The organism is Aeromonas sp. 9A, from assembly GCF_963900955.1.
GTDB classification, from domain to species: domain Bacteria; phylum Pseudomonadota; class Gammaproteobacteria; order Enterobacterales; family Aeromonadaceae; genus Aeromonas; species Aeromonas salmonicida.
Map to the genome: position 1 here is coordinate 984,879 of NZ_CAWRFG010000001.1, position 11,396 is coordinate 996,274.

An 11,396-nucleotide genomic window follows, 5' to 3' on the forward strand; every position below is an offset into this window, starting at 1 on the left:
AAAATGGGTCTCCATTCTAGCCAGAGCCACTCCTCATCGCCATGACCTAGGTGGCGAGAAACGCTTGCCCCCACATTTGTGCCTGAAAATAGATGGGGGTCAGCCTGGCAGGATCCAGCTGGTAGTGCGGTGCCAGCTGGGCAAGCAGCGGCCAGTCTCCTTGCTCGTAGGTTTTCACCAGTTGGAACAGATGAAAGAGTGGCCCCTCATGGAACTCCAGCGCCCGCTGCACATCCTTGGGCAGATGAGCCTTGAGCTGGGCAGAGAGCAGTGAACCATCCAGCACCAATCCCACCAGAAAAGCCCAGCTGGCGGCATCCTTGCCAAGCGCAGTCATGGCAATCAGCTCGCAGAAGCGGCCACGGGCGATGGCCATGCGGGTACAGGCTTCCGGCATGTGATGGCTGACCCGCGCCAGCCCGTAGATGAGGACGAACTTGCGGATCTCCTGCTCCCCCAGATAGGAGAGGGCTCTCGGCACAGAAGTAATGGAGCTGACGTGATCAAAGCCGGGAGCATTGACATAGGTAAGCAGCTGGCCCGGCAGCCAGGCGTCCTGCTCCAGCAGGCTGGCGACCCTGGCAAAAGAGAACTCCTCGTGGCAGATGACTTGCAGTATCTCCTGCACCAGCTTCATGTCCGGCTGGGCAGCGCGCTGATTGACCAGTTCGGGACGGGCGAGAAAACCACCGGCGAAGAAATCGACCCCGGCCTCCTTGAGCGGCAAAAAATCCCCCCAGGTCTCGATGTCCAGAGCCATTCGCTTGTGCTCGGTCGGCTGGCTGATCCCCTCCTCTCCCATCCAGAACACCAGCAGACGGCAGGCGTTGAGCCAACGTGGTTCGCGCTGGGCGCAGTGCACGGCCAGACGCCGCCGGTAGTCACGCCACTGGGTCAATACGGGAAACGAGGCGGGCAGGCGCTCGGCAGATGCCTCGACCAGCGGAATGGTATCCGGATCAAACAGCAAGGGACGTTGCTCATCGAGCTGTTCATGGCTGAAGGGCAACAAGTATTGACGCCCCTGGGCCAGCAGACGGCATTGCGCTGCGAGAAGAGTCCATTCGGCGGGGTCGGCAAGCTGATAGTCCATGCCATAGGCAACGAGGGCGAGACGACGATTGAAGATGGGATAGCGACGTAACAACATGGGCTCACCGATAGGCTAGCGTACACGCCCTCCCCTGCGACTTGGCATGATAGAGCGCCTGATCGGCCTGTTCGGTCAAGCTCTGCCATGTTCCATCCAGCGAGGGAACCAGATAGCTAAAGCCTATGCTAACCGTAATGAAATCAGCAACTCGGGAAGCCGGATGCGGGATCTTTAATTCACTCAGCCCCTGGTGAATCTGTTCGGCCAACCGCTCGGCTTCACCAGGCTGCGGACCGCACAGCAGGATCACGAACTCCTCCCCGCCGTAGCGCGCCACCAGATTGGTGCGTCGTCGCTCCGCCTCCTGCAGCAGGCTGGCCACCTGTTGCAGACACAGGTCTCCCTTGGCATGACCGAAGTGATCGTTATAGGACTTGAACTCATCCACATCGATCATCAACACCGCCAGCAAGCTCTGATGACGACGGGCCCACTCCCACTCCCGTTGCATGGTGAGATCCCAGTGGCGACGGTTGGCAATGCCGGTCAAGGGGTCTTCCAGCGACAGCATGGACAGTCGTTTGTTGGCCTCCTCCAGTGCCCGGTTGGTTTCAGCCAGCTGCATGGTGCGCTCGCTGACCCTCAGCTCCAGTTCCCGGTTGAAATGCTCCAGCGCGGCCTGGGTGCGTTGGCGGATCAACAGCTGGGAGAGCATGGCGGCGTACTGCTTGAAGATCTCGCTCTGGTAGGCCTTGAGTGGCCGACGCCACAACAGGTTGTCGGCAGCGATCCAGCCGATGGGCATGTCACCGTCCCACAGCGAAACCATGGCATTCCAGCCGCGACCCACCTCCTGCTTCTCGTAGTAGAGCGGCGCATCTTCCAGCACCAGCACATAATCCTTGCGACGCAGCGCCTCCTGCACAGTGGGGTGCTCCGGGATGGGGCTGACGAAGTGGTGCTCGTCGATGAGCTCACCCGCCTCGTTGGTGCCCCAGGTTCCGTGCATGGTCTTGAACTCGGCGTCGACCAGGAAGATGGCGATGCGATCAAACTGCAGATCCTGACGCGCCAGCGCCACCGCATCGTGCAGCAGCTGCTGCTCGCTATCGCAGCGGGAAAGCTTGACCCCCACCTGATGGAGCGCCTGCAACATGCTGAGGAAGGAGTCCTGCAACGCCTGGCTGCGGATGAGGTCGGCCTGGGTGTGTCTGCGTTGATCCCGCTCCTGATCGATCTGGCTGGCGAGCAACCGACTCTCCAGCTCGGCGGCCAGGTAGTGCATCAGCAACTGGATACTCTGCTGCTGGCGTCGGGAGAGGCGATCGAGACGGCGGCGGGTCTCCAGATAGACCACTGCCTCCAGCCCCTTGTGGCGCTTGAGCGGGAAGCAGGCGCGCAGGCGCGGCGTTTCCGGTTCGACGGTTTCCCAGACATCGGCGGTCGGGGCTGTCTTCTCCACCACCAGCTGACCCTTGTCGAGCGCATGTTCGATGAAGATGATGGGGAGTTTGGCGGGCGCCAGGGCCTCTGCATTCAGGCAGATCAGCCCCTGCTCCAGTTGAAAACTGTAAAGTTGGGACTCGGGCGCCCGCAACCAGAGGTAAATCTGTTCGGCTTCTGTCTTTTCCCTGACTGCTGCCAGTGTCACTTCACAGAGGTGTTCAAAACTGGTGAAGTGCTCTGGATCCCATTCCTGCATGCCTGCCATCCTTGGTTGTATCCAAGCGAGTATATCGGCAAACATTGCACATTAATTGACTAGGCAGTCAAAAGCGCGATCCAGAGCCCACTTTTTATAACAAATTCAATGCCTGCATCGCACTACGGATGCGCTCGCGAGTCGCCTCGGACAACGGCATCACCGGCAGGCGGCACTCTTCGCTGCAAAAGCCCAGCAGGGAGACCGCATACTTGGCACCTGCCGGACTCGGCTCGGCAAACATGGCCTGATGCAGCGGGATGAGTTTGTCCTGCAGTTCACGCGCTTCCTGCCACTTGCCGGCCAGGGTCAGGTTTTGCACCTCGGCCACCAGTCTGGGCGCCACGTTGGCGGTAACAGAGATACAGCCTTGCCCGCCACCTATGTTGTAAGCCACTGCGGTAGCATCTTCACCTGAGAGCCAGGCAAACGGCTTCTTGATGAGCTGACGCTCGGTCCAGGGACGAGCCAGGTCACCGGTGGCATCTTTCACGCCGGCGATGCGCGGCAGTTCGGCCAGACGGGCCAGGGTGGCAGGTTGCACGTCAACGATGGCGCGCGGCGGAATGTTGTAGACGATGATGGGCTTGCTGGTGGCGTCGTGTACCGCCTTGAAGTGGTGATAGAGTCCCTCCTGATTGGGACGGTTGTAATAACCGGCCACGTGCAGGGTGGCATCGGCCCCCGCCTGCTCGGCATGACGGGTATATTCAATGGCCTCGACCGGGTTGTTGGAACCGGCCCCGGCGATCACCGGCACCCGGCCGGCTACCTGCTTGACCACCAACTCCACCACGCGGCAATGCTCGTCGTGGGTCAGGGTCGGACTCTCGCCCGTCGTACCGACCGGCACTATGCCGTGGGTGCCCTGCTCTATTTGCCACTCCACCAGGCGGGCCAGTGCGGCCTCATCCAGCTGGCCCTGTCGAAATGGGGTGATCAGGGCAACTATCGAACCTTGAAACATGGGATTTCCTTCTCCTGGATACGGTAAAAATACTAATAAAAAACCCCGGTACGGGTTGCGCAACCGGGGTTGAATCTTCTCAGGGATGAGAGGTTACGCGCGAACGTCGGCAGGCCCGAATGTCAGGCTTTTTTTGTGCTTTCGTTTCAACTCGTTGGACCGCATTTCATCATCTCTGGTCAAAAAATGGTGTCTGGGCATATTTCGGGAACACGGCATAAATGTCAAGGCGAAAGGGGCTATGTATAATGGCCGCCCAAAATTGCGTGGAGAGACCCGATGAGCAGCCCTATCAGTGCCGTCAGCCAGATGCTGGAACGAAACCAAGCCCTCTTTGTCGGCAAGCGGCTACTTGTCTGCGGCACCCTGGAGGATGACTATCCCCGCCAGCTGGCTGAGCTGGCCAGTTCCCTGACTGTGTTTACCACGGATTATTGCTACTACCGCAGCCAGCAGGCAACGTTGGGGGACGCTATCCTGTTCGACCACCAACTGGGCGGTGCCCCCCGTTTCGATGCCCTGCTGCTGCTGATGCCCAAGGCCAAGGCAGAGGCCCAATACCTGCTGGCCATGATGACCCCCTTGCTGGAGGCGGGTGCAGACCTGTTTCTGGCCGGTGACAACCGCGGCGGCATCAATGGCGCTGACAAGCTGCTGGCCGCCTATGGCAACAAGCCAGTCAAGCGCGACTCGGCCCGCCGCTGCTCTCTCTATCACGGCGAACTCAGCAAGCCGGTTATCCCGTTCGAATTGGATGCCTGGTTCAGCCGTTATGAGTGCAAAGCCGGTGATACCGAGCTGACGGTGCTGGCGCTGCCCGGCGTATTCAGTGCAGACGAGCTGGATCCGGGCAGCCAGATGCTGCTGGCCAGTCTGCCTCCCATGGGCGGCAACTTGCTCGATTTTGGCTGTGGTGCCGGCGTCATTGGATCTGTGCTGGCCAAACGCAATCTGGGGCTGGAGGTCAAGATGGTGGATATCAGCGCCCTTGCTCTGGAGTCGAGCCGCCGCACCCTGGCCATCAATGGTTTGCAGGGGCAGGTCCAGGCCTCCGACGTCTATTCCGACATCAGCGGAAAGTTTGACCACATCGTCTCCAACCCCCCCTTCCACGCCGGCCTCAAGACCTTCTATGCGGCCACCGAAACCTTCCTCGCCAAGGCACCTGAATACCTGTCGGCGAATGGTGGCCTGACCATAGTCGCCAACGCCTTCCTGCGATATCAACCTATACTGGAAACGCACTTCAAACAGACCGACATAATCAGCAGCGATGCCAAATTCAAGGTCTATCTGAGCAAAGTGTAAATAAGTGTAACCAGTCACCGGAAACAGGTAGTGAGCCCCATCCGGGATCTGATAAGGTAATTGCCACACCGCAAACCACCCCTTTAGGGGTGTTTTTTTGCAGTGATCTGAAAACCTTTTCACATCATCAACTCAGGGAGAGAAATACGATGGCAGGCATACTCACCATGATACTGGCGGGCGGAGAAGGAACCCGTCTCCAGCCGCTTACCACCACCCGCAGCAAGCCCTCTGTCCCGTTCGGTGGCAGTTATCGACTGATCGATTTCGTCCTCAACAACTTCGTCAACGCGGACTTCCTGCGCATCTACGTCTTGACCCAATTCAAGTCCCAGTCCCTCTATCTGCACATGAAGAAGGGCTGGAACATAGTCGGCATCACGGACCGCTTCATCGACCCTATTCCAGCCCAGATGCGAATGGGAAAACGCTGGTATGACGGCACAGCCGACGCCATCTATCAGAACCTGCGTTTCATCGAGATCTCGGACCCGGAGCACGTCTGCATCTTCGGCTCCGACCACATCTACAAGATGGACGTGAGCCAGATGGTGACCTTCCACAAACAGAAGGCCGCCGCCCTGACCGTCGCCGCCCTGCGCATGCCCATCGAGGAGGCGAGCGCCTTCGGGGTGATAGAAGTGGATCAGGAAGGCCGCATGATCGGCTTCGAAGAAAAGCCCAAACATCCCAAGCACATTCCTGGCGACCCCACACAGGCGCTGGTTTCCATGGGCAACTACATCTTCGAAACCGAAGCGCTTTATCGCGAGCTGAAGCGTGATGCCGCCGAGGAGAACTCCAGCCACGATTTTGGCAAGAACATCATTCCCAGCATGTTCCCCCGCGCCCCCGTCTATGTCTATGACTACAGCACCAACGTGATCCCTGGCGAGAAACCCACCGTCTACTGGCGCGATGTGGGCACGCTTGACTCTTATTGGCAGGCACACATGGACCTGGTCGCCGACGATGCCCCCTTCTCCCTCTATAACCGCAAGTGGCCACTGCATACTCACTATCCGCCCTTGCCACCGGCCACCTTCGTCGATACCGATGACTGCAAGGTCAAGATTGCCAACTCCCTGATCTCCGGCGGTTGCTTCATTCAGGGCAGCCAGATCCAGCGCTCCATACTGGGATTTCGCTGCAACATAGGCCCTTGCAGCCACATCAGCGAGTCAGTGTTGCTCGGAGATGTGAAGATAGGCGAAGGTTGCTCCATCAGGCGCGCCATCATTGACAAGAACGTTGAAATTGCACCCGACACCGTGATCGGTGAAAATCTGGACCATGACAGAGAGAGATTTACCGTATCCGAAGGCGGTATCGTCGTGGTACCTAAGGGAGCAAGAGTTGGCTATTAACCCACTGAAAATCCTGTTTGTTGCCTCGGAAGTTGAGGGGCTTGTGAAGACCGGGGGCCTGGCAGATGTAGCCAGAGCCCTGCCATTGTATCTGGCCCAGAAGGGCCATGACGTCAGGATCATCTTGCCCTTCTACAAGACGATCAAGCGCCGTGATGAGGCCAGACTGATCGCCTCTCGCTGGTTGCCAACCCATCCGGGACTGCCGGACATCGGCTATCGCATCTATCAGATGGAGCTGGAAGGGGTCTGTGTCTACCTGATCGACTGCCCGCAGTATTTCGATCGACCCCAGCTCTACGCCGAGAACAACCAGGCCTATGGCGACAACGGTGAGCGGTTCGCCTTCTTCTCGGCAGCTGCCCTGCATGCCTGCGAGCAGCTGGACTTCGCCCCCGAGATAGTGCACTGCAACGACTGGCATACCGGTCTGCTGCCGCTGCTGCTCAAGACCCGCCATGCTCACAACCCCTTCTTCCAGCACACCCGCAGCGTGATCAGCATTCACAATGCGGCCTTTCAGGGGGTATTCGGTCGGGAGCAGTTCTGGGCCATGCCCGAAATTGCTGACTATGAACAGCGCATCAGCTACGACTATGGTCACGTCAATCTGCTCAAATGCGGTGTGCTCTATGCCGACAAAATCAATGCAGTCAGTCCCAACTATGCCAGTGAATTGCTGACCCACCTGGGCGCCCACGGCATGGCCAATATCTTCCAGCAGCGGGCTGCCGACTTGCGCGGCATTCTCAATGGCTGTGACTATAAGGATTGGGATCCGGCATTTGACGACTTCCTGCCCGCCACCTATGACGTGGACAACCTCGCTGGGAAACGGGTCTGCAAACAGACGCTGCAGCGGGAAGCAGGCCTGCCGGTCACGGACTTGCCCATCTACGGCATGGTGTGCCGCCTGACAGAGCAGAAAGGGGTACACCTGCTGCTACCCGTGCTGGACAAGTTCCTGCATCACAAGGTGCAGGTGGTGATAGTGGGGTCGGGTGATCCCTCCCTCGCCGCCCAGTTGCAGGCCACGGCACAGCGATACCCGGACAAGCTCGCCTTCCTCAACACCTATGACGACAGACTGGCCCATCTGGTGGAAGCGGGCGCCGACTTCTTCCTGATGCCCTCTCTGTTCGAGCCTTGCGGCCTCAACCAGATGTACAGCCTCGCCTACGGCACCTTGCCGCTGGTACGGGCCGTCGGTGGCCTCAAGGACACCGTCGTGGACTGGGATGCGGAACCTGAGCATGCCACCGGCTTCTGCTTCAACGATCCAACCGCCAATATCCTGCTCGATGCCATGCGCCGCAGCCTGCTCTATTACCTGCAGGATCCCGAGCGATTTGCTCAGGTACAGCGCAATGCCATGAATACCCGCTTCAACTGGCCGGATTCGGTCACTCAATACGAGCAGATGTATCAGGATGCACTGGCCCGGCAGTGATGCTCATTGCTGAACTTTTGTGCCCTTGATGCCGCTTTGAACGTCAACAGCGAAAAAAGTCCCCTTTGGCTGTTGACGCTCATCCAAAACTCTATAGAATCCCCCACCGCAGTGATGCGAAGGTGGCGGAATTGGTAGACGCGCTAGCTTCAGGTGTTAGTGTCCCACGGATGTGAGGGTTCGAGTCCCTCTCTTCGCACCAATACTGCCATGCTGATTCAGCAGCATGTAAATCCAACTGGAAAACCCGAATGTGCGAAGGTGGCGGAATTGGTAGACGCGCTAGCTTCAGGTGTTAGTGCCCCCCGGGTGTGAGGGTTCGAGTCCCTCTCTTCGCACCATGCTTCTCCAGACAGCATGTAAATCAAAACTGGTAACACAATGTGCGAAGGTGGCGGAATTGGTAGACGCGCTAGCTTCAGGTGTTAGTGTCCCACGGATGTGAGGGTTCGAGTCCCTCTCTTCGCACCATGCTTCTCCAGACAGCATGTAAATCAAAACTGGTAACACAATGTGCGAAGGTGGCGGAATTGGTAGACGCGCTAGCTTCAGGTGTTAGTGCCCCCCGGGTGTGAGGGTTCGAGTCCCTCTCTTCGCACCATGATTCTGACATGTAAAAACAGAGCAATGCGTTCCAACCGCATTTAAAAACCAGCTGGAGAAAATCAGTGTGCGAAGGTGGCGGAATTGGTAGACGCGCTAGCTTCAGGTGTTAGTGTCCCACGGATGTGAGGGTTCGAGTCCCTCTCTTCGCACCATTCCTTATATAAAAGGCCCATCACGAGAGTGATGGGCCTTTTGTTTTTACTCCTTGTTATGACTATGCTTTTGACAACTTACCGCCCATCGTCATGCCAAGGAGCGCATATGATACTGGATACCGATATTCACAACTTCTATGAACATCTGGTGCTCAAGGAGATCGAAAAGCAGGGGCTGAATCAGAAACTGAACAGCGAGCAAATGGCCGATCTCTGCTGCCTGACCCTGAACCAGCTGCCTTCCCACTATATTCGCCACGATGTCGACATGATCTACTTCCTGACCGACGCCAAGCGTACCGAGATGGAAAACAACGTCATCGCATCGCTCAAACAGGCGCAAGAGAAGGTCAAGAACGCCCCCCCAGCCCAGTCATAACCAGGGTTGCTGCCAGAGCAAAGCCGCTATGCCTGTCATCCCGGCCACCGGCAGTAGTATCAGGACAGGTCTCAGCCTGGGTTCCAGCATGACCCAGGCAGCCAGCACAAAACCCAGACTCCAGATGCCGTACTCCTTTTCCTGACCCCAGCCCAGCACGGCCAGCAGTCCGACCAGCAGCACGACTCTCACGATCCAGATCATGGTGATATATCCTCTTGCATTACTTGATAACGATTATCATTTGTATTTTATCAGTATGCAATCGGACTTTGCTATCTGTGTCGAATGTCACATTCGGGCCAATAGAGCGCTCAAATACAGGTTATTAGATCAACTAATTTGTAATTTTTTCAATCAAAATTGCATTTTTGCTAAATCAGTTTGGATTTGCCCCCTCAGGTTTGTGGTAGATTGCGGCCTCTTTTGGGTTGGCCCCTCGGGATACAGGTATCCACAGGACGAGAGGGACCGACTTTGGCGAGCAAGAGTTTAGGGAGCATCTATGCAACACCAGCAAAACCAAATTCGATTACCGGGCATGTTGCAGGTATTTGGCTGTCTGGCCATTTTCCTGGCCCTGGCATTCTCGTTCACCAGCGTGCTGGATCTGCCAATTCAGTTGGCACTGTTCATCGCCTGGTTCGTCATCATGGGGCTCGGCATCAAGCTGGGTCATGATTACAAATCCCTGGAGCAAGCTGCCGTTGACGGTGTTTCCAAAGGGATGGGGGCTATCCTGATCCTGGTCTCCGTCGGCGCCCTGGTCGGCACCTGGATCGCGGGCGGTATAGTCCCCAGCATCATCTACTTCGGCCTCAAGGTAATACACCCGTCCATCTTCCTGCTGGCAACGCTGATCATCTGCTCCCTCACCTCGCTGGCCACCGGTACCTCCTGGGGCTCTGCCGCCACCGCCGGCATCGCCATGATGGGGATAGGCCACAGTCTTGGCGTCCCTGCGCCACTGGTGGCGGGTGCCGTGCTCTCCGGCGTCTACTTCGGTGACAAGCTCTCCCCCCTCTCCGACTCAGTGGTACTGGCCTCCACCATGTCCAATGTCGACGTGGTAGAACACATCAAGGGGATGCTGCCTATCAGCCTGCTCTCCTACATCATTACGGCCGTACTGTTTACCGTGGTCGGCATGCAGTATTCGGGCAACGTCAGCCTGGAGCAGGTCAATCTGGTGATGGAGGCGCTCGACAACCAGTTCAACATCACCCCGCTGGCCATAGTGCCGGTCGTACTGGTACTGGGTCTGCTCGCCAACCGCAAACCCGCCTTCCCGGTGATCAGTTTCGGCGCCCTGCTGGGGCTTGTCTGGGCCATAGCGTTCCAGGACATGGATCCGGTCAAGGCGATGCATTCCGCCTACAGCCCCTTCCCCATTACCTCAGGCATCGGCTTTATCGACAACATACTGGGGCGCGGCGGCATGGAATCCATGCTGGGTTCGGTCGCCGTCATCATCTTCGGTCTGGGCTTTGGTGGCCTGCTGGAGAAGGTAGGTATTCTGGAAGTGATCGCCAATGCCTGCGAGAAGCGCATCAACAGTGTCGGCAGCCTGACCAGCCACACCATAGGGACAGCCTTCCTGGCCAACGTATTTGGTTCGGCCATGTATGTGTCACTGATCCTGACTCCCAAGATCATGGCCAAGAACTACGACCGGCTGGGACTGGCACGCAAGAACCTCTCCCGCAACGCCGAGTTCGGCGGTACCCTCACCTGCGGCATGGTGCCCTGGAGCGACAACGGCATCTTCATGGCCGGGGTACTGGGGGTGGCGACCCTCGACTACCTGCCCTACATGTGGCTCAGCTTCACCTGCATCATAGTGACCATCACCCTCGCCTATCTGGGCAAGGCGGTGAACCGGGTTCCCGTCATCGAAGCGGCCAGCTCCCGCTGATCCACACAGCAAACAACAAAGGCGCCTCAGGGCGCCTTTGTTGTGTCTGGACAGTTTTCAGGGGTAGAAACCGCGGCTGATGTGGCTCGGCTTAGCGCTGCTTGCCGCTGCCGATGCCGAACGGGATGCGGTAGTCGCTGCTCTGCTCACCCAGACTCACGGTCAGGTTGCCCTGAGTGCGGCTCGGAATACGTACCTGCTGGGTGCCCATCAGATTGGCGTGAACGGAAGCCACCACATCCCCGGACTCGTTACGCACTTCCAGCATGGGGTTGGTTTTGCCATCCACAGCGGCGGTTGCATGCCAGTTCACAAACAGCACGCCCGGTGCAGCGTTGAAGTCAGCGGGAACGGAAGCCTGAGCAAAACCGGCAGTCATCAGGCCTGCAACGGCCAGCATCTTGATTACGTTTTTCATGTTCATTCACTCTCTTGGTTTTTGTGTCATTGCCAA

At 57.8% G+C, this 11,396-nt stretch carries 10 protein-coding genes and 5 tRNA genes; 10 read left to right on the forward strand and 5 right to left on the reverse strand.

All coding sequences use genetic code 11. The annotated features are described in order from the left end of the window. Positions 1-46: 46 nt before the first annotated feature. From AACX78_RS04865 to dapA, 3 genes are all read right to left on the reverse strand, one after another. Positions 47-1,150: an EAL and HDOD domain-containing protein gene (locus AACX78_RS04865; RefSeq protein ID WP_159165547.1), complete on the reverse strand. Its 1,104-nt coding sequence runs from the start codon at positions 1,148-1,150 to the stop codon at positions 47-49. A gap of 4 nt (positions 1,151-1,154) precedes the next feature. Next, positions 1,155-2,795: a GGDEF domain-containing protein gene (locus AACX78_RS04870; RefSeq protein ID WP_159165548.1), complete on the reverse strand. Its 1,641-nt coding sequence runs from the start codon at positions 2,793-2,795 to the stop codon at positions 1,155-1,157. A gap of 94 nt (positions 2,796-2,889) precedes the next feature. Continuing rightward, positions 2,890-3,762, reverse strand: coding sequence for a 4-hydroxy-tetrahydrodipicolinate synthase (gene dapA, locus AACX78_RS04875; RefSeq protein ID WP_159165549.1), 873 nt, complete (start codon positions 3,760-3,762; stop codon positions 2,890-2,892). A gap of 279 nt (positions 3,763-4,041) precedes the next feature. Between dapA and rsmC the strand changes: the two genes are divergently transcribed. The 9 genes from rsmC to AACX78_RS04920 all read left to right on the forward strand — a co-directional run bounded on the left by rsmC (position 4,042) and on the right by AACX78_RS04920 (position 9,027). After that, a complete protein-coding gene (rsmC, locus tag AACX78_RS04880; RefSeq protein WP_159165550.1) occupies positions 4,042-5,070 on the forward strand; it encodes a 16S rRNA (guanine(1207)-N(2))-methyltransferase RsmC in 1,029 nt (342 codons plus the stop codon). 107 nt (positions 5,071-5,177) lie between these two features. Continuing rightward, entirely contained in the window at positions 5,178-6,437 is a 1,260-nt protein-coding gene (glgC, locus tag AACX78_RS04885) for a glucose-1-phosphate adenylyltransferase (RefSeq protein ID WP_265342334.1), read from the forward strand. Continuing rightward, on the forward strand, positions 6,427-7,887 hold the full coding sequence (glgA, locus tag AACX78_RS04890) for a glycogen synthase GlgA (protein ID WP_113721519.1): 1,461 nt from the start codon (positions 6,427-6,429) through the stop codon (positions 7,885-7,887). The genes glgC and glgA overlap by 11 nt, the downstream gene beginning before the upstream one ends. A gap of 116 nt (positions 7,888-8,003) precedes the next feature. Continuing rightward, positions 8,004-8,089 (forward strand) — tRNA-Leu (locus AACX78_RS04895). A gap of 53 nt (positions 8,090-8,142) precedes the next feature. Beyond that, positions 8,143-8,228: transfer RNA gene (locus AACX78_RS04900), tRNA-Leu, on the forward strand. A 44-nt stretch (positions 8,229-8,272) separates the two neighbouring features. Further along, positions 8,273-8,358 (forward strand) — tRNA-Leu (locus AACX78_RS04905). A 44-nt stretch (positions 8,359-8,402) separates the two neighbouring features. Further along, positions 8,403-8,488, forward strand: a tRNA-Leu gene (locus tag AACX78_RS04910). A 71-nt stretch (positions 8,489-8,559) separates the two neighbouring features. Continuing rightward, positions 8,560-8,645: transfer RNA gene (locus AACX78_RS04915), tRNA-Leu, on the forward strand. Positions 8,646-8,754: 109 nt separating this feature from the next. After that, positions 8,755-9,027, forward strand: coding sequence for a late competence development ComFB family protein (locus AACX78_RS04920; RefSeq protein ID WP_170946462.1), 273 nt, complete (start codon positions 8,755-8,757; stop codon positions 9,025-9,027). Here AACX78_RS04920 and AACX78_RS04925 read toward each other — a convergent pair. Then, positions 9,022-9,231 (reverse strand): hypothetical protein, encoded by a 210-nt coding sequence (locus tag AACX78_RS04925; RefSeq protein ID WP_005314021.1) that lies wholly within the window; start codon positions 9,229-9,231, stop codon positions 9,022-9,024. The two genes, AACX78_RS04920 and AACX78_RS04925, sit on opposite strands and share 6 nt — an antisense overlap. Positions 9,232-9,532: 301 nt before the next feature. Here AACX78_RS04925 and nhaC point away from each other — a divergent pair, with 301 nt between their 5' ends. After that, complete coding sequence (nhaC, locus tag AACX78_RS04930) at positions 9,533-10,942, forward strand: Na+/H+ antiporter NhaC (RefSeq protein WP_159165552.1); 1,410 nt, start codon at positions 9,533-9,535, stop codon at positions 10,940-10,942. 91 nt (positions 10,943-11,033) lie between these two features. On the opposite strand, the gene AACX78_RS04935 is transcribed toward nhaC, so the two are convergent. Beyond that, entirely contained in the window at positions 11,034-11,366 is a 333-nt protein-coding gene (locus AACX78_RS04935; protein ID WP_017412399.1) for a hypothetical protein, read from the reverse strand. Positions 11,367-11,396: the final 30 nt, after the last annotated feature.

What these genes read in the sequence shown, in the direction of transcription:
- AACX78_RS04935 (WP_017412399.1), bottom strand. Translation starts at nt 11,366, where the DNA reads ATGAACATGAAAAACGTAATCAAGATGCTGGCCGTTGCAGGCCTGATG.
- AACX78_RS04925 (WP_005314021.1), bottom strand. Translation starts at nt 9,231, where the DNA reads ATGATCTGGATCGTGAGAGTCGTGCTGCTGGTCGGACTGCTGGCCGTG.
- AACX78_RS04870 (WP_159165548.1), bottom strand. Translation starts at nt 2,795, where the DNA reads ATGCAGGAATGGGATCCAGAGCACTTCACCAGTTTTGAACACCTCTGT.
- AACX78_RS04865 (WP_159165547.1), bottom strand. Translation starts at nt 1,150, where the DNA reads ATGTTGTTACGTCGCTATCCCATCTTCAATCGTCGTCTCGCCCTCGTT.
- dapA (WP_159165549.1), bottom strand. Translation starts at nt 3,762, where the DNA reads ATGTTTCAAGGTTCGATAGTTGCCCTGATCACCCCATTTCGACAGGGC.
- nhaC (WP_159165552.1), top strand. Translation starts at nt 9,533, where the DNA reads ATGCAACACCAGCAAAACCAAATTCGATTACCGGGCATGTTGCAGGTA.
- AACX78_RS04920 (WP_170946462.1), top strand. Translation starts at nt 8,755, where the DNA reads ATGATACTGGATACCGATATTCACAACTTCTATGAACATCTGGTGCTC.
- rsmC (WP_159165550.1), top strand. Translation starts at nt 4,042, where the DNA reads ATGAGCAGCCCTATCAGTGCCGTCAGCCAGATGCTGGAACGAAACCAA.